Here is a 24,456-nt window from a genome sequence, read left to right as displayed (position 1 = left end):
CGGCGAGGATGTCGCAGCGGCCCTGGCCGCGAAGACTGGACTTAATTGGAGTTAGGTAAATGTTTTTAGACCCTAAAGAACAGTTAGAAAGAATCAAGTTCGGTGTCGCTGAGTTTATCAGCGACGAGGACATGCTTAAAAAACTAAAGCGTTCCAAAGAAACCAACAAGCCTTTGAATATTAAATTGGGTGCGGATCCGACTCGTCCGGATATTCATATCGGGCACACGGTTGTGATCAACAAACTGAAGACCTTCCAGGACCTGGGGCACAAGGTGTCCTTCCTGATCGGGGACTTCACGGCGATGATCGGGGATCCGTCTGGAAAGAACACAACTCGCCCGATGCTGACTCGGGAAGAGATCGAACAAAACGGTCTGACTTACGCCAAGCAGATCTTCAAGATTCTGGACCCGGACAAGACCGAGATTGTGTACAACTCTTCCTGGATCATGAAAATGAATCCGGCGGAGTTCATTACGATGACTTCCAAGTACACGGTGGCTCAGATGCTGGAGCGTGAGGATTTCACCAAGCGCTATAAGTCAGGAACTCCAATTGGTATTCATGAGTTTATCTATCCACTGACCCAAGGTTACGATTCTGTGGCTTTGAAAACAGACGTGGAGCTGGGGGGGACTGATCAGAAGTTCAATCTTCTGGTGGGCCGTGCGATGCAGGGTACTTACGGTCAGGAGCCTCAGTGTGTGCTGACGATGCCGATTTTGGAAGGTATCGATGGCGTGAATAAAATGTCCAAGTCTTTGGATAATTATATCTCTGTGGTTGATACGCCGAAGGATATGTTCGGTAAGACCATGAGAATTTCTGATGAATTGATGTTCCGTTGGTATGAACTTCTGACGGATATCACGGGCAATCAATTGGCACAGTTGAAGACCGATGTGGCTGAAGGCCGCAAACACCCAAGAACGGTGAAAGTGGAGCTGGCGAAGTTCCTGATTAAACGTTTCCATTCCCAGTCAGAGGCTCAGGCGGCGGAAGACGAATTCAACCGCATCTTTGTTGAAAAAGGTCTGCCGGATGAAGTTCCTGACTTTGAAGTTGCGCCAGAGTCTCAAGTTGGTTTTGCGGCGTTGTTGGTCAAAGCAGGTATGGCTGCTTCTAACAGCGAAGCGGGCCGTTTGATTCAAGGGGGCGGTGTTCAGATTGATGGGGAAAAGGTTTCTGATCCTCGTTTGAAGATGGATCTGCTTTCCGGCAAAAGCTTTGTAGTTAAAGCTGGTAAAAAGAAGTTTGTTAAAATCGTAGTTAAGTAATGTGCCCTGGGCCAGAGGAATGGCCCGGAGCTTGTTTGTTTCAAAGGATCTTGGTTATGAAAATCAAATTTTTCCCTCAGAATATCGAAGTCGAAGGAACTCCCAATAAGAGCCTTTTGCAGATTGCGACGGAAAATAAGATTGAGATCCGCTCGATCTGCAAGGGTGTCCCATCCTGTGCGGAATGCCGTGTCCGCATCACAGAGGGGGAATCCAATATTCTTCCTCCGAACAAGGCCGAGCTGAATTTGATCGGGACCAGTCATTTTATCGATGGTCGTCGCTTGAGCTGCCAGGTTCATTGTTATGGTGACGTGACAGTGGATTTGACTGAGCAAGTGGAGCGTATCGAGAACCAAACCAAGAAGATTCGCGGCTTCCGTGCCAACAAGCACATCGAATCCAAGGCTGTGAACGACACGATGCTATTGACTGAAAAGCCGGAAGATAAGCCGATCCAGGACAAAGTCCAGGCTCAGCCGCAAGTGCAAGGGGACGAAAAACGCCCTCAGCCGCAGCAGCAAAAACCGCAGCAAAAGCAACAACAGCAGCAAAAGCAAAAATCGCAGCAGCAGAATCAGCAGAAGGCTCAGGCCGGGAAGAACCAAGGTCAGAATCAGGGGCCTCGTCAACAGCAGCAGCAAAAACAGCCGCAGCAGAAAACGCAACAACAACAACAGAATCAGCAGCAAGACAGAAAGCCGCAGAAATAGTCTGCGGTCTGGACTTAAGCGCAGTGTCCTGTAAACAGATCTTTACCGATACGTTTCATGGATGTCACACAAGATCACTTTCCGGGAACGGGGACAGGGGCCGCTGCTTATACTTCTTCATGGTTATGGAGGAAGTGTTCACCATTGGGATTCCATTGCGGAAACCCTGTCGCAGACCTATCGGGTGGTCGTTCCGAATCTAAGCCATGTTTATATGAGCAGCGATAAGCTGTTTTTCACAGTGCAAATTGAAGTGCTGGCGCGCTTTATTCAGGAAAACTTCCCGAATCAGCGGGTGAATGTGGCCGGCTTAAGTTATGGTGGGGCCCTTTGTTGGGGGTTGGCAACACACCATCCTCATCTTGTGAAAAAGACGGTCTTGATCAATCCGATGGTGACGGACCCTATTCGTTATTTCCTGCCTAAAGAGTTGAAATTTTTCTTCTCGATTCCACTGAATCTGAAAAGTGTCTATGTGATGCTGTCGACACCCATAGGGCGAAGTTTCCTGAAAAGATCGGCGCAGATTTTCCGTGATGAACGCAGCGAAGGGGCTGTGTCGGTGGAAACGTTGAAGGGACGCAAACTGCAGTTTGTGGCTCATATGATTCATCATTTTTCATGGATTCTTCGGTCAGAGGACTGGGCCTACTGGAACACGCGTCTTTACACTTACCGTGGGGACTGTCGTCTGATTTTCGATGAGCAGGACTTGCTGTTTAATCAGGAAGCCTATCGGCAATTTGCCCGCCATATTGGCTGTGAGGACGTGGTGGCCCTGACCGGGGCGGGGCACTTGGCCATTAAGACAAAGCCGGAAGAAGTGGCACGACTGATTCAAGAGTTTATCAGCACCGCTGTTGCCGCATAAAAAAAGAGAGCTCATACAAAGCTCTCTTTTGCATCTCAATCTTTAAATTCAATAACTAAACGTTAAAGCTGGAACCGCAACCGCAATGTTTGTTTGCATTGGGATTGTTAAAGACAAAGCCTTTGCCGTTAAGTCCTCCGGAATACTCCAGCGTCATGCCCAGAAGGTAAAGCATGCTTTGGGAATCAACAGCCACTTTCTGACCGTGAGATTCGAAGAATTTGTCCCCTTCACGGGTGACAGTATCAAAATCCATCTTATAAGACAGACCAGAGCATCCACCTTTTTTGACTTCCACACGCAAGAATGCGGCCTCTTCTTTGCCTTCTTCTTTTTTTAATGTCGCAAGCTTCTGTGCTGCCTCAGGTGAAATGTTAATCATGGCGAACTCCTTTAACCACTGTACGATGGGGGTAGTATAACACAGCTGTCAAGGGGTTGGGAGGCTTCAAATAAGCCTCGGGTTGATATGTGTAAATATACGAAAATACTACTTATTTATGGCGTTCTTCAGGATTTGGGCTGCTTTCGTCAGTTCTTCCTGTGTTGTCCAGCGGCCCAGGCTTAAACGCAAAGAACACTGCACTTCGTCGGTGGAAAGTCCCAACCCACGCAAAACATGGCTGACCACCATGGCTCCGGTGCCGCAAGCGGACCCCGTGCTGACTCCCAGCTTTTGCAGGCGAGGCAGAATCTGCTCAGTTTTGATACCCGGCAAAGTGATATTCAAATTGGCCGGAGATCTTTCTGTAGGGTGGCCATTTAAGTGAACTCCTGGAATGGCTTCTTGAAGCTGCTGCCATAGGAAGTTGCGAAGTTCGGTCATGTGTTGAGTTTCAGCAGTCAGATTCTGCTGACAGATTTCACAAGCCACTCCGAAACCGACGACGGCGGGCACGTTGACGGTGCCAGAGCGCAAACCACGTTCCTGGCCGCCACCATAGATCAGCGGATTGAGTTGAACCTTCGGGTCTTTGCCGCGAATGTAAAGGGCACCGACCCCCTTAGGGCCGTAAATTTTGTGACCAGAGAAAGACATCAAATCAATGCCCATGTCAGTCACATTCACGGGGATTTTCCCCGCGGCTTGAGTTGCATCGGTGTGCAGATAAATCTGATGTTCCCGTGCGATGTGTGCAATTTCCGGAATCGGATTGATAGAGCCGATCTCGTTGTTGACCCAAATAAAGCTCATCAACTTCGTGTGTGGTTTGATGGCCTTTTTGATTGTTTCAAGTTCGACCTGTCCGTATTTGTTCACGGGAAGAAAATCTACCTCGACCCCTTGCTTTTGCACAGCCGCCATGGCCTTCATGATCGAGCTGTGCTCAATCTGGCTGGTGATAAAATGAATCGGAGCCGTGGGGTTTTCTTCGCGAAGTTTGGAAAGCAGACCGAAAATCACCCAGTTATTGGATTCTGTCGCGCCGCCCGTGAAGGTGATTTCCAGCGGACGGGCTCCGATCAGGCTGGCCACTTGTGTGCGCGCCTTACCGATGGCATTTTCCGCCACCCAACCCCAGTGATGACCTGCGCTGGCCGGATTACCGAAGAGATCTTTAAAATAGGGCTCCATGGCAGCAAAGACCCTTGGGTCCACCGGAGTCGTGGCGTTGTAATCCAGATAAATAGCGCTGTCTTGTTGCAAAGTAGTTCCCATCGGACGTTCGGAGCTCATTTCCATATGTCCTAAGAGCTAAACCTTGCGCGGGCGCGGGGTCAATAAAAAATCAGGAAAGTGCGCCTTGGCGTGCTTTAGGCGGGAACTTTTTCTTTCAGTTTTTCCTCAAAAAGCTGGATTTTTTCGTTCAGGAAGTTTTGGGCTCGGTATTTGTCCAAATCCTGAATTTCAGCTTTGAGAATATGCAAATTGGACACGCCCTGGCTTTGCAGTCGCTCTTTTTGGACGGCGAAGAACTTGCTGCCTCGGGGCGTGTAAAGGACGTATTTGTTATTCTTAGGCAGATAAATGTAAACGTTGAACTCGACGGCCACATCACCGGCAAGTTCATTCAGATGAATACTGGCCATTTCCTCATCAGCAGAGGCTCCGGTGCAGATTTTCACATCCGGGCAGGGGAAGAAGGCCATGGCCACTTCCTGTCCTTCATGCACTGATTTGCGCAGGAATTCTGCTTGAGCCAGGGCCCAATCCTCAAACGGGACCTCTTTGATTTTCAACTGCATCGGATCACTGTCTTCGATGTGTTCACCGTTTTCTTTCAGAAAGCGGAAAAGTCTTTCACGTATTTTGTTGATAAAACTGTCATCGATCTTGCGATCTTTCCCCATGGCGGTGATCAGGTAACCTGAAAAACGCGGGGATTCGACCACGATGCACGAAGTGTTGGTGGAGTCCTCAATGGCCTCCGCTTCAGCAAAAGAAGTTTTGATGCACGACTTGTCCAGGGCGTTTTTCGCTCCACGAAGAATGATCGAGTCCTGTTTGGAGGCCGCCGGATTTTCTTCAATCTGTTCCGGGGTGGTGCGATCCTTTTTCTTTTTGCGTCCCTCCATCGGGGCCCAGGAGGGGCCGTTATTTCGCAACGGGCCGCTGCCAGTAGGCGAGCCCAAAGAGGGGTCGTCCACCGGGGATTGTTGGCGGGCCCATTCCGGCCCCAGCCCGTTGTTTGTGGCAGATGGATGCGACGCCATCGTCGAAGCCGGACCCGTCATCATTCCATTCAAGGAGTTTTGGTCGGCACCATGGATCATGCCGCTCACAGAAGAACCGCTTGGGCCGTTGGCCATGGCGCTCATTTCGTCGCCACTGAGAAGTTGTTGCAGAATGCTGTGGGCACTGGTCATATCCCCAGCAGCGCCTTGGCCTTTGATGGAGATGACTCCGTCGGTGCCTTCTGTTGGACCAGCGCCACGATTAAAGCCGGCGGAGCTTTCGCGGATCTGTTGATCTTTATAGTATTTGTTGACCGTCCTCTCGACGGCGGGCCCGGTGACGGGAGGATAAAGAACGTATTCGGTGTTGCAGCTATTGAGCAAAGTGAAGGACGCTGCAGAGTTACTTTCTGCAAATGCGATCACACAAACTGGAAATGCTTGAGTCAAAATTTTGGGTAAATTACGAACTTTGCGGTTGGGATGGTCGATGCTGACCAGAACAAACTGTGGTTGTTCCTGAACAAGGAAGATCAGGGCTTCCTTAAGATTGGTTGTGGATTTCATGGTCCAATCGCGATTGCGAAGAAAACCCTCAACGGCCCCCAGGCTTGCCGGGTTTGATTTAATAATGAGGAGCTTCTTTTTTACCGGGTCTTGACTCATTCCCCACCCCTGTGTTGATTCTTTCTTAACGGTTTGCTGACAGCCCTGGACAAGCTTCAAGGATTAAAGGCAAGACATGTTGCAAAGGCTTAACCTAGCTCCGGCCTTTGGGCGGTGGGGATTTCGAACATGTGTGAGGGGCTTCTTGCTTGGCTGTCCCGAAAAGTCCCACTAGACTGTAATCATGAAAAATAAAACACTGCACTGTCCGTCTTACTTTGTCCCTGTTGGCAAGAATCCCGAAAACCTGTTTTCCTGGAAAAGAGTCCATTGTGAAATTCGCAATCGTAAAGGGGAAACGTTCTTTGAGATGAAGAATGTGGAGGCTCCGGAAGGCTGGTCGCAACTGGCAATTGATATTGCCGCCAGCAAGTACTTTAGGAAGGTGGGTGTGCCACGAACGAAGCATGAAACTTCGGTTCGTCAGATGGTGGATCGGGTGGTGAAAGCGATTGTAGCCTCGGCGTTAAAGCAAGGTGGCTATTTTAGCTCACGCAAAGAAGCGGACATCTTTGGGAAGGAATTGAAATACATCCTGCTGTCCCAGCGGGGCGCTTTCAACAGTCCGGTGTGGTTTAATGCCGGCCTGTGGGAGGCCTACAAGGCCGATTCCCCCAGCGAGCATTTTGCCTGGGATGAAAAGAAAAAGTCCATTCAACCGACGGCGAATGCTTACGAGCGTCCCCAGTGTTCTGCCTGCTTTATTCAAAGTGTGGACGACAGTATCGAAGGGATCTTTGATCTGGCCAAGACCGAAGCAAAGCTCTTTAAGTACGGCTCGGGGACGGGCACTAACTTTTCCAAAATTCGCAGCAAATATGAAACCACAGGGTCGGGTGGCAAAAGTTCTGGTCTGATTTCCTTTCTTGAGGTTTTGGATCGTGGCGCGGGGGCTATTAAGTCCGGTGGCACCACTCGGCGTGCGGCAAAGATGGTGGTGGTCGACATTGATCACCCCGAGGTTCTGGAATTTATTGACTGGAAAATGCGGGAAGAGCAAAAGGCGCATCTATTGATTGCCGCGGGCTTGAGTGCGGATTTTGAAGGCGAGGCCTATAGAACTGTTTCCGGTCAGAATGCCAACAACTCTGTGCGTGTCACGGATGCCTTTATGAAGGCGGTGAAGGAGGATCGTCCGTGGAAACTGAAAGCCCGAATGACGGGAAAATCTTTGCGTGAAATCCCGGCCACAGAAGTCTGGGGGCGTATCACCAAGGCGGCGTGGGTGTGTGCGGATCCGGGAATTCAGTTTCATAACACGATCAACAAGTGGCACACCTGTTCTGAAACAGATGTGATCAACTCCAGCAATCCTTGTTCTGAATATATGTTCCTGGATGATTCCGCGTGCAATCTGGCTTCAATCAATCTGGCAAAGTTCCTTGGTGACTCTGGAGACTTTGATTTCGAAGCTTTCATTCACACTGCACGCACGTTGTTTGTCGCTCAGGAAATACTGGTGGACTATTCCAGTTATCCGACGCTGAAGATTGCGCAGAATTCTCACAACTATCGACCTTTAGGGCTGGGGTTTGCCAACCTGGGAAGTTTGTTGATGAGAAAAGGCATTCCTTACGACAGCGAGGAAGGCCGAGCCTGGGCTGGAGCCTTGACCTCTTTGATGACGGGTGTCGCCTATTTGACCAGTTCGGAGATGGCGCGGGCCAAAGGGCCTTTTGACGGCTTCCGTCGCAACCGTTCCAGTATGCTGAAGGTGATGAAGATGCATGAGCGGGCCGTGGGGAAAGTTCCTTGGCGTTTGTTGCCGGCCGGAGTGGACAAGGCTGTTAAAAATCTTTGGAAGGGTGTCTTGTACAATGGCACAAAGCATGGCTATCGCAATGCTCAGGCGACGGTGATTGCACCGACGGGAACCATCGGCCTTTTGATGGATTGTGACACCACGGGGATCGAGCCGGATTTTTCGCTGATCAAATTTAAAAAACTTGTCGGCGGCGGTGAGATTCAAATCGTCAATCAATCTGTTGATACGGCCTTGCAAGCACTGGAATATCCACAGCCAGAGCGCCAGGCAATTTTGAAGTATATCGAGGAAAACAACTCAGTTGTGGGCGCACCTCACATACGCCCTGAGGATGTGGCGGTTTTCGATTGTGCAACAGCTCCGCCGGGTCATCGCGTCCTTTCTCCAGAAAGCCATGTCCTGATGATGGCGGCGGTGCAACCTTTTGTGAGTGGAGCTATTTCAAAAACGGTCAATATGCCCAGCACGGCCACCGAAGACGATATCAGTCGCATTTACTTCCTGGCCTGGGAGCTGGGCGTGAAGGCTGTGGCGGTCTATCGGGACGGCAGCAAGCAAAGCCAGCCATTGAATCTGAAGGAAAAACCGAAGGTGGTTGAAGAGGTGTCGGTGCCGAATTTCACCATGAAATGCCCAGAGTGTGGGAGTGACACGGTGCTAACTAGCGGATGTTATCGCTGCCCCAACTGCGGCAGCACTGTCGGTTGCTCTTAAAGCGGGGGTAAAGCCCAGGGGAAGGGGCTATGGCTTTGTGCGGCGGTGCTGGTCAAAGGGGTGGGCTGCCTTTATTCTCTATCCTCTCTTTAAACTTAAGGACTGCTTTATGTCTAAAAAAGATATTTTTGGTGATGATGTTCCTGAAACAAAGGACTTCGCTTCTTTTGAAGAACTTTTTGCTCAATCTGAAAAGGGTTTGAAAACTCGTTTGAATGTGGGGGACCAAGTTCATGGCGAGATTCTTTCTATCGGGAAAGAAGAAGCCTTTGTTTCCACCGGAACACCGACCGATGGTATGATCCTGACGAAGGATCTTTTGGATGAAAACAAGGAAGTAAAATACAAAGTCGGTGATTATATCGACTGTGTTGTGACGGCGATCAAGGGTGGTGAAGTCCGTCTGGCAAAAAAAGGTTCTTTGAATGCCTCCACAGATTCCTTGGAGGATGCATTCGATATGGAGCTTCCGGTGGAAGGCCGTGTGACTGAAACTTGCAACGGCGGTTTCCGTGTCAGCATCCAGGGTAAAACAGCTTTCTGCCCGATCAGTCAGATTGACAGTCGCTTTGTTCAGGATGCCAACGAATACGTGGGTAAGAAATTTGACTTCATGATCACGCAGTTGGATCCGAAAGGCCGCAACATCGTTGTGTCCCGTCGTAAGGTTCTGGATCTGCAAAAAGCCGAAAACGAAGGCACCTTCATGTTGAAGCACCAGCCGGGAGCTTTGTTGGAGGGTAAGATCGTGCGTCTTGAAAAATTCGGCGCGTTCGTGGAGCTGGAATCCGGTATCGAAGGGTTGATCCACGTTTCTGAGCTGTCCTGGTCTCGCGTTCATGATCCGAAAGAAGTTGTGATGCCTGGCCAACCGGTCACGGTGAAACTTTTGAAGATGGAAGAAATCGACGGAAAACTGAAGATTTCGCTTTCTTTGAAACAGGCTGACGGGGCGGGCAATCCTTGGATGACGGTTCCTCAGAAGTTCCCAGTGGGCACCGTGGTGCAGGGGAAAGTGGAAAAGAAAGAAACCTATGGTCTTTTTGTGAACATCGCTCCGGGTGTAACGGGTCTATTGCCACGTTCAAAATGGCGTGACTCTGTGGATGCCGCTCAATATGAAAACAAAAAGCGTGGTGATGATGTGACTGTTCAGGTGGATCAAATTCTTTTCGAAGAAAAGAAAATCTCCTTGGGGCTTCCTGGCGAAGTGGAAGACACCAGCTGGAAGTCTCATTCCACTGCAGCCTCTGGTTTGGGGGCTATGGCGGAAGCTCTGAAAGGGCTGAATCTAAAAAAGTAAAACGCTTAAAAAAACTTAAGATTTTCCCGCGAAAAAACCCCTGTATAGGAATATACAGGGGTTTTTCTCATATTTGGGCCCACCCCCTCAATAAAACTGCTCGGTGAGCCGATAAGTGTATCAGTCGGAGACCTCGCTTGAACGTACCACTGAGGGATTGATTATGAGCAACAAGATCACAGCCTATATCGAGGGCAAGCTGCTTGAGGCAGCCAAAGAAAAATGGGTTTTTCAACATTTTAAGTTTGAAGGTCATAAGCTGCGTCCGCTGGAGCGCAAGATGTACTTCGATTTTGGTGTGATCGAGGTCTTTCTGAATCCCAACGGCAGTATCGACATCGTCGGGGACTTTTATAAAAACAGCATCAAGGCCTCGGAATATGCCTCGGCTCAAGATGCCTGTGCCATGATCTATGATCATCTTCGTTATGCAGATCAGAACTATCTTCGTCTGATCGAGGCACCAGAAAACTGGACCAAGCAGGGATTTATCGAAAAGCTTTTCAGTGGCTTCCGCAGGGCGGGCTGATCCTCATAGGTTTTTCAGCCAGAAGATCACCGCCATTTCGGCAAAGTACTGGTGTCTTCGTTCTTTCATGTTCATGGTTTTATAGGGACTTGTGATGAAGTCTTTCACCTTTCGTCCGCGGTAATCCAGACTGACCTCGCAACTGTGTTCGTCCTTGGGAAGCAGGTGCAGATGCAGGTCCGCAGGGCTTTTGACTTCCCGGGATTTTGAAAAGCTCCACAGTTGATCTGTCATAAATCCGCGTAAGACCGGCATCAGACGGTTCATCAGAAACTGACCCGTGACCTCATCGATCACGCAAATGGATTTGATCTCTCGAAGTTTTTCGGCGAAAAGTTCGGCCACGTCGTCACCATCACGGGCGATCGTACAAAACTGCAGGGCTTCCGTCAGATGCTCCAGCGGTGCTTGCAGCTCCTGCTCTCGAGTGCGGTGAAACGAGGCCTTGATTTCGACATACGGCAGGTGAACGCGATAGCCCTTGTCCACCTTGATCCCGCGCAAAACTTCTTCCACGATCATAGCCACATCGGATTCGCCAATGCCGATCGTATCCCATTTGCGTGTGATGTAAGGATCCAGACCTTGGGTGTTCTGCTGCAGCCACTGGGTGATGCTCGCATTCCAGACAGCTTCGATTTCTCGGGGAGGTCCCGGCAGGACAAAGACTTTTTTGCTATGAGCCTCCAGGAAGAAACCATTGGCCGTGCCTTCTTTGTTGGGAAGCACCTGGGCCCCTTCGGGGAAGAAGCATTGCTGTTTCTGGATTTCTTTAACAACATACCCACGCGATGTCAGGCGGTCTTTCACATGCTGCCAGGAGCTTTCATCGAAGACGAGTTTCTTGTTAGCCCAGTCCGCCACCACATCCCGGGTGAAGTCATCTGAAGTTGGGCCCAGTCCCCCGGTGATAAAGATCAAATCTGCTTTTTGTGCGCAAAACTCAATCCCCTCTAGCATCAGATCGCGTTCGTCGGGCACCACTAAATGAGCTTGGGTCGTCAGCCCCAGGTCTTTGAGTTTTTTGGAGATCCAAGAAGCATTTTTGTTTACAATCTGCCCATCGGTCAGCTCTGTTCCAATACCCAAAACGACGGCTTTCATTTGTGATTCTCCTTAAGGCGCACCTAAAAAACTATTCCAAGGCATAATCAGCGTCTAGTACCTCTTGCTAAATGCTTGAAATGCGGCGCATTATTGTGGTCTAACCCTTGCCCCGAAGGCGGTCTCTTCATAGATTCGCCTGACAGTATGCATCTCGATTCAAGGAGTCGCTTTATGTCTTTCAATTGGAAAGAATTTGATCTTTACAATCCAACACCTGAACACGCTATGTTGCGTGAAACTTTGAAGGCTTTCACTGAAGCGGAAATTGAACCGCAGGCGCATGAATATGATCGCAGCGAAAAATTCAATCTGGCTTTGTTCAAAAAAGTGGGCGAGCTAGGACTTTTGGGCATCACAGTTCCCGAACAATTTGGTGGTGCGGGAATGGATGCCACTGCAGCAACCATCGTGCATGAGGAATTCTCTGCTGCTGACCCAGGTTTCTGTCTGGCTTATCTGGCGCACTCCATGCTGTGTGTGAACAACATCGCGGTGAACGGCAGTGATGAACAACGCTTGCGTATTTTGCCAAAGCTTTGCTCTGGTGAATGGGTGGGCGCTATGGCGATGTCTGAGCCCGCAGTCGGAACTGACGTTCTGGGCATGCAAACGACAGCCGTGAAAAAAGGCAACGAGTACGTGATCAACGGCCGCAAGATGTGGATCACCAACGGGACCATTGATGAAAACAACACTCCATGTGACCTGGTTCTGGTTTATGCGCGCACAGGTGAAAAACACGGTCGTGCTTTGATTTCCACTTTCTTGGTTGAAAAAGATCACAAGGGCTTCTCCGTGGGCCAGAAGATCAAAGACAAATTGGGTATGCGTGGTTCCAACACCGCAGAACTGGTTTTCCAGGATTGCCATGTGCCAGCCAGTGCGTTGATTGGTCACGAAGGTGATTCCATGCTGCACATGATGCGCAACCTGGAAATCGAGCGCCTGACTTTGGCGGCGATGAGCTTGGGTATTGCAAGACGTTCAATCGAGATTATGAACCGCTACGCACAAGAGCGTGAAGCATTCGGAAAATCCCTGAACCACTTCGGTCAAATGCAACGCTACATCGCTGATTCCTATGCGGAATACAAAGCGGCGCGTGCTTATGTTTACGAAACAGCACGTCGCATGGATTTGAACAAAGAAGGCAACCGTCTGGATTCTGATGGCGTTAAGCTGGTGGCGACAACCATGGCGAAAAACGTGGCTGACCGTGCAATCCAGGTTCTGGGTGGATACGGTTATGTGGGTGAGTACGTGGTGGAAAGACTTTGGAGAGACGCGAAGCTGCTTGAAATCGGTGGCGGTACTTTGGAAGCACACCAAAAGAACATCACTCGCGACTTGGCAAAAAATCCGGAAGCACTTTACAAATAGTCCTGCATCGACGAGGTCAGCATGTTCCCTTACGGGCCCGAACTTGAAATCAAATCCGATCTGCTTGTGAACTACAAAATCGTTCTTGATAAGATCGGGCCCCTGTTGACGGACGAGCGTCGCGAAAAAATCGAAAAAGTTGTGTCCTTGCGCAACTTCGACACCGCAGTCGTGCTTGAGGGGATTTATGACCGTGGGAATATTTCCGCGGTGATGAGAAGTGCGGAAGGCCTGGGTTTTGGTAACTTCCATGTGATTGAAACCCAGGAAAAATTCAAAGAAGCCAATCGTGTCACCCAAGGGGCTGATAAGTGGGTCGAGGTCAAAAAATGGAAGAAGACCGCCGACTGTGTGAAGGCTCTTAAAGACCAGGGCTGCAAGATCTATGTGACCCATCTGGATGCCAAATCCAAACCTCTGCATGAAATTGATTTCAGTGGCAAAACCGCTCTGGTGCTTGGCAATGAGCGCGACGGTGTGACTCCAGAAATGGTTGCGGCCGCTGATGAAACTGTGATTATTCCCATGACCGGTTTTGTACAGAGCTTTAATATCTCTGTCGCCGGTGCTTTGGCTTTATACCATATCTCTCAGGATCGTCTGAAGCGTCTGGGGGCCAATGCCTCTTTGACGGAAGAAGAGCAGGGAATCCTGCGTGCTCACTACTATATGCGCACACAAGACAGTGCGGCGAAGTATCTGGAAGAAATGTTCAGCCGGGGCATTTTGGCATAGCCTTTTAAAAGTCAGATAGTGGGTGGACATGAGCTGCCCCTTCCCCTAGAATTTTGGGTGAAGGGGGTCCTTATGAAGAAAGCAGCGTTGCTTCCCATTTTTTTGATGTTGGGTGCTTGTGCAGAAAAAGCGGTCACAACAGATTCCCAACCTTCTGCGAATACAAAAGTTCCATTTTTTATGACTCGTCCTCAGCCCACCACTCCGGTGCAGCTGGTGTTTGATCACAATCGCGAGGGCGCTCAGCCTGTGAACTACCGAAAAAGTGATGCGCTTCGAATGTCTGGCAGTGCGACGTTTTCGCCCAAGGCGATGAAGACGGTTGCGAAGCCGGTTAAAAAGAATAAGGCGGCATTATACGTTTTTGATCTTCGCCAGGAGTCCCACGGTCTGATCAACGATATTCCTGTCACATGGTACGCGGAACGCGACTGGGCCAATGCCGACTTGAATCACGATGAAGCCGTTCGTCGTGAACGTCGTTTGTTGGGGGATCTGCATGTGGGGGACAAGATCGGCGGCACCGTTATCAAAAGTCTGGAGACGGAAGAAAGCATGGTGCGCACCTCGGGGCATCAGTATGTGCGTCTGACGGTGACGGATCATGTGCGCCCGGTGGATTCGGAAGTGGATCGCTTTATTGAAAAAGTACGTGCGTTGCCACCTGATGCCTGGGTGCACTTTCATTGCCGCGCAGGGAAGGGGCGAACGACCACCTTTATGATCCTATTTGATATGCTTAAAAATGCCAAAGACACCTCGTTTGATGAAATCATCAAACGAAATACCGAACTGAGTAATGACTATGATGTTCTGGCGGTGGCTGAACCTGGGGACTGGAAGCATGTTTATCAAAAAGAACGTGCGGCCTTTGTTCAGGAGTTCTACAATTATGCTAAAGCCCATCCAAACGGAGAGGGCGCTCTTTGGGGTGAGTGGGTGTTGAAATGAAAAAGATCCTGGTGCTGTTTTCGTTGATGCTGATGATGGCCTCTTGCGCGCATAAGAGGACTCAGGATTTGGATTTTGATGATGCGCCGGCAACGAAAAAAACTTCTGCGGCGAAAAAGACAGATAAATCCGGAGCAAAGTCCGAGGCCTCCCCGGCGGAGCTGGCGCGCCATTCGGGAATCGTTGTGGACCCGCAGGATCTGGCGGCTTTGGAGCGCATGACAAAAGCGGTTGAGTTGTATGTCCATAAGGGTGACAAGAAAGAGTTCACAGCTCTATGCAAGGACAAGCGCTTTGACTGCTATGTGGCTGATAAGTTCTTCCCGGCAAAGAAAAAGAAAACCACTCGTGCGGTTCCCCCTTATGCCAGCGGATCCAAGATGGGTTTGCAAGGGGAAGAGCGAGTTCAGGTTCGTTACGAGTTTTATCCTTAGTTTTTACGCAGGATAATGGACTTCATCAAGGGCTCCTGATCCGGGAGCTCAAAGTCCAACCCTTGAGCTGGTGCCGGCAGAATCTTGAAGGAAAATTCGCGCTTCAGTTTGTTCAGGCGCAAATGCAGATCTCCAGTGTTCCATTTTTCATAGTTGGTACAGAACAGCAGCAAACCGTCTTTTTGCAGGCAGTAAAGGCAGTTGATCATCAGTTCATCAAACGTCTTGCTAATAGAAAAGACGCCGCTTTTGGAGCGCCCAAAGGAGGGGGGATCACAGATGATCAAACCAAATTTGCGCTTGCGGCGAATGGTGCCCTTAAGGAACAAAAGACAATCCTGAACCCAGAACTCGTGATTTTCAGCCTCAGGATCAAGGCCATTGAGTTTGAAATTGTTTTTGCTCCACTCAATAAAGTTCGCTGACACATCCACCGTACAGACTTCGCGGGCGCCACCCAGGGCGGCCACGGCACTGAATCCACTGGTATAAGAGAATAAATTCAAAACACTGCGGTCCTTGGCATGTTCTTTCACCCACAGGCGATTTTCACGTTGATCCAGGAACAAGCCTGGTGACAGGCCAGTGTCACTGCGAAGATCATAAATCACGCCATTTTCTTTGGCTTGCCAGCGGGGTGCGGTGTTTCCGATGCTCCACAAAAGCTGGGCATTGGGGTCCTCACCACGATTGAGCATTTTTCGAATCAAAATCTTTTTGTGATATTGCTTTGAGACCTTTTCAAAGCGCAAAAGATCCTGAACGGTTGGATCGGATTCTTTATACCAATAAACCCATAGATAGTCCCCGTACTGATCAATTCGATAGGTGTCCAGTTCACGATGGCTTAAGCGCAGGCACTCATCCTGAAGTTGAGTGAAGTTGAACATTCTTTCGCGACGCTGAAAGGCCTCGGCCAGAATCCGTTCTTCAGGATCGGTAGGGGCATTGTCCTGTGCCCAAATGGGAAGTTCTGTTTCGAAACGGATCTTCTGATCTTTAAGCTCAAAAGCCAAAAGCAGGGAATGCAGACACAGTCTGAAGTGACTGGAACCACCGTGTTCGCTGTCTCCCAGGATGGCGATGCCATTGGCTTCGGCATGCAGGCGGATCTGATGGGGTTTGCCGGTGTGGGGAACGGCCTCCCACAATTCATAGCCTCCCAAGGACTTCACCCACTTGAAGCTGGTCTTAGAGTTGGGCTCTGTCGTTTCGCGGCTGACAAAGATATTCTTTTCTTTATTGATATAAGATTCGTAAGTGAACTCGGTGCGCGTGATTTTTTTATCTGTCAGGAAGAGATACTTTTTTTCAACCTTGTGCTGCTCAAAAAGCTGAGTCAGCTCTGCCGCGATTTCGGAAGAGGTCGCGAAGACCAGGGCACCGGATGTAGCCTTGTCCAGGCGGTGCACGGTGTAGAGCTTGCGATCCAGCTCGTCTTCGTAAATTTCCACACAGCCCCGCTGCCCGTATTCGGGCGTATGGGTGTTAAGGCCGGCAATCTTGTCAACGAAAATGCAGCCGGCTATCTCGGTGTGGTGAAGCTTAATAATCCGTGTCATCCAACTACTATAATCCGGTTTTCATTGTGGGTCACCGGGAGATTCGTTAGAACTTATAGCTGGACCCCGCCGCTTTGGACAGTCCTCGCTCGTGTTTTTTGCGGGTGGCTCCGCTGGCTGGCTGTGGCTCACTGCGGAACTAGCGTCGGTGTCCAGCTATAAGTTCTAACGAATCTAACGGAGGCTTTTTGTGAAAAACCGTATTTTAGTTTTTGTGTTGATGCTGATGCCTTTTATGGTGGGCTGTGGAATTCAATCCTTGCCACAGGCTAAGAATGCGACTGAAGCGGCTTTGGCCGAAGTGAACAACCAATACAAACGTCGAGCTGACTTGATCCCGAATTTGGTAAATGTGGTTAAAGGTTATGCCAAACACGAAGAGGCGACTTTGACGGCTGTGACCGAGGCCCGCGCGAAAGCAACCGCGATGCAGATTGATCCGTCCAAGGTGACTCCAGAGCAGTTGGCGAAGTTCCAACAAGCTCAATCCGGTTTGTCCCAGGCTTTGGGGCGTTTGATGGTGGTGTCTGAACAGTATCCACAGTTGAAAGCGGACCAAAACTTCCGTGATCTTCAGGCCCAGTTGGAAGGCACAGAAAATCGCATTACGATTGCCCGTCAAAGATACATTGAATCCATCAATGGCTTTAATAATCTTGTCAGCGTTCCGCCTACAAGCTGGACGAACGCGATCATGTACCACTTTGAAAAAATGCCTCAGTGGGATATGGCTCCGGAAGAAAAAGCGGCAGCGGAAAAAGCTCCGGACGTGAAGTTCTAATTCGCTCATGCGTTTTTTGACTCTTTCCCTTTTTGCTGTCTTCTTCAGTCTGAGTCTTACCGCTCAGGCTGAATTCAAAGTTCCGACTTTGACCGGTCCGGTCATGGACGAGGCTGGATATCTGACCCGCGATGATCGCCAGGAGCTGATGCAGCTTCTGTATGATTTCAACAAGCGCGGTGTGGCGCAGGTGCAGGTTTTGATTGTTCAGTCTTTGGACGGCACTCCCATTGAAATGGCGTCCATCGCAGTCACCGACAAGTGGAAGCTGGGCGATGCCAAAAAAGACAATGGTGTTTTGTTCTTAATCTCTGCGAACGATCGAAAACTGCGCATTGAAGTGGGGCAGGGCCTTGAAGGCGCTATTCCCGATGTTATTGCCAGTCGGATCATTCGAGATCAAGTGGTGCCTCTTTTCAGATCCCGTCAATTTTCTGCCGGTGTGGTCCTAGGCACCCATGAAATTCTGCGTCTGGCCGATAAAGAATTCGCGGAACAACACGGGCTTCAGGAAAATGCCCCGGCCAAAGACGACAACGGCGGCGGGGAAATTCCGATCGGGGTTATCGTTCTTCTGTTCATTATCATTTCAATCCTGGGACGCTTTGGTGGCGGTCGCGGACGTTACTACCGTGGTGGTGGCGGCTGGGGCGGCGGTCTTGGTGGCGGCGGCGGAGGATGGTCTTCCGGCGGTGGTGGCGGCGGCTGGTCCGGAGGCGGTGGCGGCTTCTCGGGCGGTGGATCGTCTGGTAGCTGGTAACGGGAATTTGAGGGATTATGGCTTGGATTAATAAATATCTTTCTGAAAATGATCTTGCTCAAATTGAAGCGGCGATTTCCCGTGTGGAAGAGTCTACGTCCGGAGAAATTGTTCCCGTAATTGTTCGTCGATCTTCAGCGGTGGGACACGTGCCTTTGTCGCTGACCCTTGTTCTGACCTTGCTTTTGGTGATTGTCGAGTTTCCGTTCAGTGACTGGTTGTGGGTGACGCCTTGGGTGTGGCTGTGGCCGGTGCTGCTGGTGGTGATCTACGGGATTTCCCACGTTTTAGCCAAGAGCAAATGGATTCAGAAGGTCTTCGTGCCTGAACGTGACGAGGTGGATTCGGTTCATCAGCGTGCGCATCTGGAGTTTTACCTTAACCGCATTCATCGTACAGAGAACGCGACAGGTGTTTTGATCTTTGTTTCTGTGATGGAGAAAAAGGCTGTCATTTTAGCCGATGAAGGTATTTCCAAAAAACTTCCCAAAGAACATTGGGACGAAATTTTGGCAGTCTTGGGTGAAAAGCTGCATCAGGGACAATGGGCTCAAGGTTTTATCGCAGCGATTGAGGCTTGCGGACAGGATTTAAAAACTCACTTTCCGGCAAGCGCCCCTGGGCAGAACCAGCTTAAAAATCATCTTATCGTGAAGGGTTAAAGTTTTCACAAGGGTGCGCCACGGCGCACCAGCTCATTTCTTGCGTTTTAAAGGTCTTCATTGGTAGTCTGAGAACCTCTGTGCAGTCGTAGTTCAATGGATAGAGCACTTGGCTTCGAACCAAGGGGTTGCAGGTTCGAGTCCTGCCGACTGCACCATCCTTTTTTCTTTTTCCTTTTAATTCTGCTTCGATCTTGGTTGCTTGCTCCGGCGGGACGCGGAGAAGAACATAACTGCCGACGGCTCGATCCTTTTTATTTTATGGGTTCAAGAACTATGGCAGTTCGTCGGACAAACCTCATTTGGGCGTTGGTGGGAATTCTGGACATTACCCGAGGGAAGGACTAGGCTTTCTCTGAAATGATCTGGCTATTAATTCTGATCGTATTGCGCATATTTTTTCCTTGGATGTCGTCGCATGAGGGTGCATCGGTCATTCTGGATTTGGGTGTTCTGGGCTCCTTGTTGTATCTGATTAGAACAAACAAGGTTTCAGAAGCCTGGCAAGCCTGGCAATTTCTTCGTTACCGTCGTCATAAAAGAATCAAAATTCAGTTAAGCCTAGCGCTGGCCTCCGATCTTTTGCGTTTGCTGGCTCTGCCATTCATTGGTCTCTGGTTTTTTCGTTGGGTAGGGGCGTGGCCCGATATTCTGGGGCATTTGCCGTCGGCCCAGGAAATGACTTATCTGGATGCCTGCATCGGAGCTCTGGGAATATCGTCAGCTCTCGATGCGAGGTGGTTGGGGAAGCTGCTGGCTAGGGTTCATATGACATCGGGGCGCCAGGTGTTGCTTCACTACGGGGCTGCCATCGTTCTGGGCACTGTCTTTATGCTGATGCCCTTTTCTTTGAATGAGGGGCAGAACTTGAAGGTCATAGATGCTGTTTTCGTCGTCATATCTGCTTTGTCTGTGACGGGTTTGTCGCCCATTGATGTCGGGGCGGTACTGTCTTTTCCCGGGCAGGTCATTCTCTTAATTTTGATTCAGTTGGGAGGACTGGGTATCGTTTTGATCACGGCCGGATTTTCAATTGCCACTTTTGAACGTCTCTCGCTGAACTCAGTTTTGCTGGGACGTGAGATGTACAGTTCCTGCCGTGTTGGTGATGTGCCGCAGTTTCTGGCCAGAGTCGTGGGATTGACCGTGGCATTAGAGGCATTCGGTGCCCTATTGATTTACTTTTCTCTTCCTCCGGATATGAGCGGGCGCTGGTTCTATGCTGTGTTTCATGCGATCTCTGCATTTTGTAATGCGGGCTTTGCTCTTGATGCCGCAAGCCTGAGTGGATCTGCCTTCGGATTTTTCAGCATCTCGGTCCTCTGTTGTCTTATTGTGCTTGGAGGCTTCGGCTTTCCGCTTCTTCTTGATCTGGGAAGCGCATTTCAGGAGAAGCGTTCCCGCGGTGTCGTCACACCTCACATGCGACTGACGTTGACGGTCATGGTAGTGCTGCTTGTTGTCGGGACTTTGTTTTTCTTTCTGCTGGAGTCCCTGCGTCCCTCGGCGGATCTGGGGCACTGGGAGCGCCTTGGGCAGTCTGTTTTTTATTCCATTTCAAGTCGTACGGCAGGCTTTGGCATGGTGCCGGTAGAGACCTTCCATTTTTCCGCTCTATTTGGGCTAATTCTTTTGATGGCTGTTGGTGCCAATCCTTCATCGACGGGCGGAGGGATGAAGACCACCACCATCGGTGTTTTGTTGATGTCGGTCTGGCACACTTTACGTGGCAGTCATCAGACGGTTTTTAGCAAACGTGCCATTCCTAGCGAAACTGTGGCTCGGGCACTGACCATTGTTGTTCTTTATCTTGCGACCTCGGGTTTGGCGCTGACGCTTCTTGTGATTTCTGAAGAGGCTTCACCCTTCGCACTGGGCTTTGAGGTGATCTCGGCACTTTCCACTGTTGGCTTATCCATGGGTATCACTGCGGGTCTGTCGTCTTTTGGCAAAATCATCATCATGTTTTTAATGTTGTTCGGAAGAATTGGAATCCTCTCCATTGTTCTGGCAGGACTGGGACATGTATCGCCTTCGCGGGTGCGCTATCCCGAGGATGATTTCTTCGTCGGATAAAAAAAGGAAAATGAAATGAAACAATTGCGAATTCTTGTGATCGGTATTGGCAGACTAGGTGATTCTTTGGTTCGGCACCTGCATGAAGATGAGACCGAAGTCATCGCTTTGGACAACAATCCCGAAAATATCGATCGGGTGAAGGATTTTTCCAGTTTGGCGCTGGTGGGTGATGCAACGGATATGGAGGTCTTGAAAGAGATTGGCGCGGCCAGCGTGGATCAGGCGATCATCAGCATAGGTGATTCCTTCGAGTCGAGTGTCATGACCTTGACCAATCTCCTGGATCTGAAAGTTCGTAATATAGCAGTCCGGGCTTCCACTTCCCGTCAGGCTAAGATTTTTGAAAGTATCGGTGCGCATAAAGTGTTCTATGTGGAAGAGGACATGGGCAGAATTCTGGCACATCGATTCAGCAGACCCTCAATCCTGCACACCATGGAGCTGGGATACGGCATTAAGATCGCTGAGTGGAGTCCGGCAAAATGGGCCGAAGGAAAGTCTTTGCTGGAGCTGCAGCTTCCACAAAAACATAGAGTTCAGGTCATGGCTCTGAGGGACCCCAGCCGTCCCAAGGACATCATATTCCCGGCCCCGCAGACTGTATTAGAGCAGGGGATTTCGGTCCTGCTTTTAGGGAGTGATCAGGATTTGCAGCGGTTATTAGAGAAGGAGTGAGTTCTTTCGGACCTCATTCCCAGCCCGTCATCTTCCCGTTGAAAGGGGGCAGGCTGTTTTGCTGTTCCATCTTTTATGATCAGTCGGAAGGTCGATTTACCCTGCAGATAGTGGCTGGCGTGGCCATTGGACTCTAAGATCGTGGCGCACGCCTTTCAAAGAGGCCCTCTTAAGGGCGAGGAGCCGGTGGGCGAGGTTCCGGAGTGTTGATGCGATTGCAGACTCCGGACAGATGCACTTCATAGTCTTTATCGGACGTGAAGATAGCCAGAGTCCCGGACTGGTATCCTTCGCGATAGCATGAGAAGGTGATACGATAGCGGCAGGACAACCCAGAGCGAAGTTGTTCAGGGCAATCGCTTTGAACCGAGAAGCTGTCACCGGAAATTGTATGTGAAATGCCACGAAGTACGGTGGAGTTGTAATTAGTCAAAAGCATGTCACGGGTGCGTGTTGCAGACACGGGAAGCATCCCAAAATCCATGCGCGATTCGACCTGGGCGGCCGCGCCCAGTGGAGCAAGTAAAGTTAAGAACACGAGAGTTTTCAAGCATTTCACGGAAGACCTCCTTGGTGGTAAATCAATTGGGCCTTTGGCAGGAGGGCCAGTCAAACCTTAGGCCGGAACTGCGCTTTTTATCTGTTCGACGTATTTCTCAGAAACATCTTAAGGTCTTGGCTCGTTGACCGCTTGGGTGACACTTGTAATCTGAAAGTCACCGATTGCAGGAGGTCTTGATGAAAGTGGTACTTTTCGCGACAGCACTGTTCCTTAAAGCGATGGCCCAAGCCGCCCCGGCCCCAGAAAGTTGTCAGCCCATGGCAGAAACCAAAGGGGGCACCTTGCTTCAACGAGCCTGGTTGGATCAGGCTGAAATCTGCATGCTGTCAGTGTCACCGACCGATGCTTACAAGGATATGGTTTACCGTGATTATGTTTTAACTGCCGACGGTATGTTCATGGTGTTTAACGCTTACGGCACGGACGGGCAGTTCGGGGCGCGTGATTTCTACATGTTCCCGCGCAAGCAAACTAAAATGAACTATCAATGGAACGAGGAAACCCAAGAGCTGATCATTGAGCACGTCACCGGCGATCGCTTTGTCTTTGATATGAACAAAGCAGTGTTGAAGTCGATTTCAGGTGCGAGCAAGGTGACGGTGGATAAGGTCTCAAAGAAAAATGGCGGAGGCGTTACCATCACCGGCTACAGAGGGCAGATTCTGGATGTGGGGTTTGCGCTGAATCAGGATCCGTCGCAGAACAGTGCTGGAAGCTCTGTCCTGCGTGATGGGCAAAGATCCTGTTCCTTGCGTAACAAGGATCTTTTCCGTTATATGAGTGACGGGGATGTGATCTTCCGCTTTAAGACAGACGCGGAATTTCAGAAGCTGGTTTCCGCCAGCTGCCGATAATTAAAAGGAATTGATCAAATCTGTGAAAGCTCGGCGATCACGGAACTGGAAGTCCAGCGAGTGAATTCGCGTGTTGATATGACGAACCCAGCTTGAATTGGAGTCTGGGTTTTCTTCCAGAATGTCACGATAGATGAACTCGTGCATGACCAAAGCCGCTTTTTGATCTTCGTCTAAAGACTGCCACAGCAGAGAATCAATCGCATACTCCTGGAAACCAAAACGACTTTCGTTGGTCTGAACAATCGCAATACGCATACGACAGCCGGGCTTTAATTGGATGGCCCCCTGATCGTTCGGGCCTGTCATCTCAATGCGAGCATGCCAGCGAACTTGTTTTGGCCACTGTTGCAGCCAGCGGGTGTACTTCGCAGCTTTTTCCTGATTCACAGGGCGCATGCGACCAATCAGATCACTGACTTTTGCCTGGAAAGAGCGAGCGGGAGAGTAGTCCATGGTCAGACCCTGCGCCTGAGCCTCAGCGACTTCCAAGGCCAAAGGGACCTGGTTGCGGCAGCTGACGACGTAACCGCCGTTACGAACCACGTATTGTGCAAAGGCAGTGGGTGCTGCCAAAAGGAAAGCAAAAACGATCAGATATCTCATGCCATCTCCTTGGAGGTTGCGGGAAGCAGCTGCATTCCCAGAGTATAAACTTCGGTGCACTCACCTTGGGAAAGTTTGCTGTAAACCTTCTTCCAGCACTTCTCAAGTTCTTTCTTGGCAGCAGGCAGGTTCTTTGGATTTACCGCCATGGTCACATAAACCATATCACGCTGGTCGGTAGGAACCTTATGGAAGATGTCAGAACTTCTTCGCATGGCTTCCATATGGAATTTTTGCACATCGAAGTTCGGGATGTCGCTTTCAGAGGACAGGCTGCGCACGGCTTTGGAGAAAGTTTCATCGCTGTGGCGCTCAATCAATCCCAGTTGTTCCAGCTTGTCCATGATCAGAACTGTTTTTTCTATGCTGACGCCGGTTTCGTTTGAAATACTTTCAATGTCACACAGGTCTGCATGCAGATCCATTGCCGCAAGCACCAAAAAGAAATCCACGCCAGACACTTCCGAAAACTCGGTCTTTGTCAGAACGCGCTCAATCGAATAGGTGGCTTTCTTACGGTTCTTCTCAGCCTCAAACAGCTGCAGGGCCGCATCGTGATCTTCCTGACTTAAGCGCAATCCTGTGATCAGCTTCTCAAAGTTCGCAGAAGATACGGGACGCTTGTTATTGAAGATTTCAGAGAGATGTCCGGGGGATATGTCCACCCGTTGGGCGAGGGCGCGTAGGGAAAAACGTGGGTTGGCAGCTCGACGTTCTTCAAACTTTTTGTGAAAAAATTTATTCAAAGTCTTCATGGGCATCTGACCTCTTATCAACTCGTGATTCACAAGTACACGGTAAATGTGAGGGATTGCAAAGATGTCAGCACACATGTTCGGATATTTGTTCGT

Annotated in this window: 24 protein-coding genes and 1 tRNA gene; 17 read left to right on the top strand and 8 right to left on the bottom strand. The window is 50.0% G+C overall.

All coding sequences use genetic code 11. The features are described from left to right. Window positions 1–59: 59 nt before the first annotated feature. The 3 genes from tyrS (at window position 60) to ACZ5ZV_RS14185 (ending at window position 2,864) form a co-directional block, all read left to right on the top strand. Entirely contained in the window at window positions 60–1,280 is a 1,221-nt protein-coding gene (gene tyrS, locus ACZ5ZV_RS14195; protein WP_464117805.1) for a tyrosine--tRNA ligase, read from the top strand. 56 nt (window positions 1,281–1,336) lie between these two features. Further along, entirely contained in the window at window positions 1,337–1,993 is a 657-nt protein-coding gene (locus ACZ5ZV_RS14190) for a 2Fe-2S iron-sulfur cluster-binding protein (protein ID WP_464117803.1), read from the top strand. Between the two features lie 61 nt (window positions 1,994–2,054). Beyond that, window positions 2,055–2,864: an alpha/beta fold hydrolase gene (locus ACZ5ZV_RS14185; protein WP_464117801.1), complete on the top strand. Its 810-nt coding sequence runs from the start codon at window positions 2,055–2,057 to the stop codon at window positions 2,862–2,864. A 55-nt stretch (window positions 2,865–2,919) separates the two neighbouring features. On the opposite strand, the gene ACZ5ZV_RS14180 is transcribed toward ACZ5ZV_RS14185, so the two are convergent. The 3 genes from ACZ5ZV_RS14180 to ACZ5ZV_RS14170 all read right to left on the bottom strand — a co-directional run bounded on the left by ACZ5ZV_RS14180 (window position 2,920) and on the right by ACZ5ZV_RS14170 (window position 6,146). Then, entirely contained in the window at window positions 2,920–3,246 is a 327-nt protein-coding gene (locus ACZ5ZV_RS14180; protein WP_464117799.1) for a HesB/IscA family protein, read from the bottom strand. A 108-nt stretch (window positions 3,247–3,354) separates the two neighbouring features. After that, the gene (locus tag ACZ5ZV_RS14175) at window positions 3,355–4,542 is read right to left on the bottom strand and encodes a cysteine desulfurase family protein (protein WP_464117797.1); all 1,188 of its coding nucleotides are present in this window, start codon (window positions 4,540–4,542) and stop codon (window positions 3,355–3,357) included. Window positions 4,543–4,619: 77 nt separating this feature from the next. After that, a complete protein-coding gene (locus ACZ5ZV_RS14170) occupies window positions 4,620–6,146 on the bottom strand; it encodes a hypothetical protein (protein WP_464117795.1) in 1,527 nt (508 codons plus the stop codon). Window positions 6,147–6,330: 184 nt separating this feature from the next. On the opposite strand from ACZ5ZV_RS14170, the gene ACZ5ZV_RS14165 reads away from it, so the two are divergent. From ACZ5ZV_RS14165 to ACZ5ZV_RS14155, 3 genes are all read left to right on the top strand, one after another. Further along, window positions 6,331–8,625, top strand: coding sequence for a vitamin B12-dependent ribonucleotide reductase (locus ACZ5ZV_RS14165; protein ID WP_464117793.1), 2,295 nt, complete (start codon window positions 6,331–6,333; stop codon window positions 8,623–8,625). Between the two features lie 109 nt (window positions 8,626–8,734). Further along, window positions 8,735–9,928 (top strand): S1 RNA-binding domain-containing protein, encoded by a 1,194-nt coding sequence (locus ACZ5ZV_RS14160; RefSeq protein WP_464117791.1) that lies wholly within the window; start codon window positions 8,735–8,737, stop codon window positions 9,926–9,928. Between the two features lie 163 nt (window positions 9,929–10,091). Further along, on the top strand, window positions 10,092–10,457 hold the full coding sequence (locus tag ACZ5ZV_RS14155; protein WP_464117790.1) for a hypothetical protein: 366 nt from the start codon (window positions 10,092–10,094) through the stop codon (window positions 10,455–10,457). 3 nt (window positions 10,458–10,460) lie between these two features. On the opposite strand, the gene ACZ5ZV_RS14150 is transcribed toward ACZ5ZV_RS14155, so the two are convergent. Further along, complete coding sequence (locus tag ACZ5ZV_RS14150) at window positions 10,461–11,561, bottom strand: competence/damage-inducible protein A (protein WP_464117788.1); 1,101 nt, start codon at window positions 11,559–11,561, stop codon at window positions 10,461–10,463. Window positions 11,562–11,735: 174 nt separating this feature from the next. On the opposite strand from ACZ5ZV_RS14150, the gene ACZ5ZV_RS14145 reads away from it, so the two are divergent. The 4 genes from ACZ5ZV_RS14145 (at window position 11,736) to ACZ5ZV_RS14130 (ending at window position 15,064) form a co-directional block, all read left to right on the top strand. Next, the gene (locus ACZ5ZV_RS14145; RefSeq protein ID WP_464117786.1) at window positions 11,736–12,944 is read left to right on the top strand and encodes an acyl-CoA dehydrogenase family protein; all 1,209 of its coding nucleotides are present in this window, start codon (window positions 11,736–11,738) and stop codon (window positions 12,942–12,944) included. 21 nt (window positions 12,945–12,965) lie between these two features. Continuing rightward, entirely contained in the window at window positions 12,966–13,679 is a 714-nt protein-coding gene (locus ACZ5ZV_RS14140) for a TrmH family RNA methyltransferase (protein WP_464117784.1), read from the top strand. Window positions 13,680–13,751: 72 nt separating this feature from the next. Further along, window positions 13,752–14,630, top strand: a complete 879-nt coding sequence (locus ACZ5ZV_RS14135; protein WP_464117782.1) for a phosphatase domain-containing protein — start codon at window positions 13,752–13,754, stop codon at window positions 14,628–14,630. Then, on the top strand, window positions 14,627–15,064 hold the full coding sequence (locus tag ACZ5ZV_RS14130) for a hypothetical protein (RefSeq protein ID WP_464117780.1): 438 nt from the start codon (window positions 14,627–14,629) through the stop codon (window positions 15,062–15,064). The genes ACZ5ZV_RS14135 and ACZ5ZV_RS14130 overlap by 4 nt, the downstream gene beginning before the upstream one ends. Here ACZ5ZV_RS14130 and ACZ5ZV_RS14125 read toward each other — a convergent pair. Continuing rightward, on the bottom strand, window positions 15,061–16,626 hold the full coding sequence (locus ACZ5ZV_RS14125; protein WP_464117778.1) for a pseudouridine synthase: 1,566 nt from the start codon (window positions 16,624–16,626) through the stop codon (window positions 15,061–15,063). The two genes, ACZ5ZV_RS14130 and ACZ5ZV_RS14125, sit on opposite strands and share 4 nt — an antisense overlap. 220 nt (window positions 16,627–16,846) lie before the next feature. Between ACZ5ZV_RS14125 and ACZ5ZV_RS14120 the strand changes: the two genes are divergently transcribed. From ACZ5ZV_RS14120 to ACZ5ZV_RS14095, 6 genes are all read left to right on the top strand, one after another. Continuing rightward, entirely contained in the window at window positions 16,847–17,407 is a 561-nt protein-coding gene (locus tag ACZ5ZV_RS14120) for a LemA family protein (RefSeq protein WP_464121423.1), read from the top strand. Window positions 17,408–17,414: 7 nt separating this feature from the next. Further along, window positions 17,415–18,167, top strand: coding sequence for a TPM domain-containing protein (locus tag ACZ5ZV_RS14115; RefSeq protein ID WP_464117776.1), 753 nt, complete (start codon window positions 17,415–17,417; stop codon window positions 18,165–18,167). Window positions 18,168–18,184: 17 nt separating this feature from the next. Then, window positions 18,185–18,829, top strand: coding sequence for a TPM domain-containing protein (locus ACZ5ZV_RS14110; protein WP_464117774.1), 645 nt, complete (start codon window positions 18,185–18,187; stop codon window positions 18,827–18,829). An 82-nt stretch (window positions 18,830–18,911) separates the two neighbouring features. After that, window positions 18,912–18,987, top strand: a tRNA-Arg gene (locus tag ACZ5ZV_RS14105). Window positions 18,988–19,189: 202 nt separating this feature from the next. Further along, window positions 19,190–20,905: a TrkH family potassium uptake protein gene (locus ACZ5ZV_RS14100; protein WP_464117772.1), complete on the top strand. Its 1,716-nt coding sequence runs from the start codon at window positions 19,190–19,192 to the stop codon at window positions 20,903–20,905. A 15-nt stretch (window positions 20,906–20,920) separates the two neighbouring features. After that, complete coding sequence (locus ACZ5ZV_RS14095; protein WP_464117770.1) at window positions 20,921–21,583, top strand: potassium channel family protein; 663 nt, start codon at window positions 20,921–20,923, stop codon at window positions 21,581–21,583. A 169-nt stretch (window positions 21,584–21,752) separates the two neighbouring features. Here the strand turns inward: ACZ5ZV_RS14095 and ACZ5ZV_RS14090 are convergent, their stop codons facing one another. Next, the gene (locus ACZ5ZV_RS14090; protein ID WP_464117768.1) at window positions 21,753–22,142 is read right to left on the bottom strand and encodes a hypothetical protein; all 390 of its coding nucleotides are present in this window, start codon (window positions 22,140–22,142) and stop codon (window positions 21,753–21,755) included. Between the two features lie 179 nt (window positions 22,143–22,321). Here ACZ5ZV_RS14090 and ACZ5ZV_RS14085 point away from each other — a divergent pair, with 179 nt between their 5' ends. Next, entirely contained in the window at window positions 22,322–22,999 is a 678-nt protein-coding gene (locus ACZ5ZV_RS14085; protein ID WP_464117766.1) for a hypothetical protein, read from the top strand. Here ACZ5ZV_RS14085 and ACZ5ZV_RS14080 read toward each other — a convergent pair whose 3' ends face one another. Then, complete coding sequence (locus tag ACZ5ZV_RS14080; RefSeq protein WP_464117764.1) at window positions 23,000–23,605, bottom strand: hypothetical protein; 606 nt, start codon at window positions 23,603–23,605, stop codon at window positions 23,000–23,002. Continuing rightward, entirely contained in the window at window positions 23,602–24,366 is a 765-nt protein-coding gene (locus ACZ5ZV_RS14075; protein ID WP_464117761.1) for a TIGR02147 family protein, read from the bottom strand. The genes ACZ5ZV_RS14080 and ACZ5ZV_RS14075 overlap by 4 nt, the downstream gene beginning before the upstream one ends. Window positions 24,367–24,456 lie beyond the last annotated feature (90 nt).

The organism is Bdellovibrio sp. HAGR004, from assembly GCF_055397015.1.
Note: the sequence above shows the minus strand (reverse complement) of the source record. Positions and strands in the feature narration are given on the sequence as shown.

Bases quoted from the DNA above. Each gene is read 5' to 3' on its own strand.
- tyrS (WP_464117805.1), top strand. From the start codon at position 60: ATGTTTTTAGACCCTAAAGAACAGTTAGAAAGAATCAAGTTCGGTGTC.
- ACZ5ZV_RS14190 (WP_464117803.1), top strand. From the start codon at position 1,337: ATGAAAATCAAATTTTTCCCTCAGAATATCGAAGTCGAAGGAACTCCC.
- ACZ5ZV_RS14185 (WP_464117801.1), top strand. From the start codon at position 2,055: ATGTCACACAAGATCACTTTCCGGGAACGGGGACAGGGGCCGCTGCTT.
- ACZ5ZV_RS14180 (WP_464117799.1), bottom strand. From the start codon at position 3,246: ATGATTAACATTTCACCTGAGGCAGCACAGAAGCTTGCGACATTAAAA.
- ACZ5ZV_RS14175 (WP_464117797.1), bottom strand. From the start codon at position 4,542: ATGAGCTCCGAACGTCCGATGGGAACTACTTTGCAACAAGACAGCGCT.
- ACZ5ZV_RS14170 (WP_464117795.1), bottom strand. From the start codon at position 6,146: ATGAGTCAAGACCCGGTAAAAAAGAAGCTCCTCATTATTAAATCAAAC.
- ACZ5ZV_RS14165 (WP_464117793.1), top strand. From the start codon at position 6,331: ATGAAAAATAAAACACTGCACTGTCCGTCTTACTTTGTCCCTGTTGGC.
- ACZ5ZV_RS14160 (WP_464117791.1), top strand. From the start codon at position 8,735: ATGTCTAAAAAAGATATTTTTGGTGATGATGTTCCTGAAACAAAGGAC.
- ACZ5ZV_RS14155 (WP_464117790.1), top strand. From the start codon at position 10,092: ATGAGCAACAAGATCACAGCCTATATCGAGGGCAAGCTGCTTGAGGCA.
- ACZ5ZV_RS14150 (WP_464117788.1), bottom strand. From the start codon at position 11,561: ATGAAAGCCGTCGTTTTGGGTATTGGAACAGAGCTGACCGATGGGCAG.
- ACZ5ZV_RS14145 (WP_464117786.1), top strand. From the start codon at position 11,736: ATGTCTTTCAATTGGAAAGAATTTGATCTTTACAATCCAACACCTGAA.
- ACZ5ZV_RS14140 (WP_464117784.1), top strand. From the start codon at position 12,966: ATGTTCCCTTACGGGCCCGAACTTGAAATCAAATCCGATCTGCTTGTG.
- ACZ5ZV_RS14135 (WP_464117782.1), top strand. From the start codon at position 13,752: ATGAAGAAAGCAGCGTTGCTTCCCATTTTTTTGATGTTGGGTGCTTGT.
- ACZ5ZV_RS14130 (WP_464117780.1), top strand. From the start codon at position 14,627: ATGAAAAAGATCCTGGTGCTGTTTTCGTTGATGCTGATGATGGCCTCT.
- ACZ5ZV_RS14125 (WP_464117778.1), bottom strand. From the start codon at position 16,626: ATGACACGGATTATTAAGCTTCACCACACCGAGATAGCCGGCTGCATT.
- ACZ5ZV_RS14120 (WP_464121423.1), top strand. From the start codon at position 16,847: ATGCTGATGCCTTTTATGGTGGGCTGTGGAATTCAATCCTTGCCACAG.
- ACZ5ZV_RS14115 (WP_464117776.1), top strand. From the start codon at position 17,415: ATGCGTTTTTTGACTCTTTCCCTTTTTGCTGTCTTCTTCAGTCTGAGT.
- ACZ5ZV_RS14110 (WP_464117774.1), top strand. From the start codon at position 18,185: ATGGCTTGGATTAATAAATATCTTTCTGAAAATGATCTTGCTCAAATT.
- ACZ5ZV_RS14100 (WP_464117772.1), top strand. From the start codon at position 19,190: ATGATCTGGCTATTAATTCTGATCGTATTGCGCATATTTTTTCCTTGG.
- ACZ5ZV_RS14095 (WP_464117770.1), top strand. From the start codon at position 20,921: ATGAAACAATTGCGAATTCTTGTGATCGGTATTGGCAGACTAGGTGAT.
- ACZ5ZV_RS14085 (WP_464117766.1), top strand. From the start codon at position 22,322: ATGAAAGTGGTACTTTTCGCGACAGCACTGTTCCTTAAAGCGATGGCC.
- ACZ5ZV_RS14080 (WP_464117764.1), bottom strand. From the start codon at position 23,605: ATGAGATATCTGATCGTTTTTGCTTTCCTTTTGGCAGCACCCACTGCC.
- ACZ5ZV_RS14075 (WP_464117761.1), bottom strand. From the start codon at position 24,366: ATGCCCATGAAGACTTTGAATAAATTTTTTCACAAAAAGTTTGAAGAA.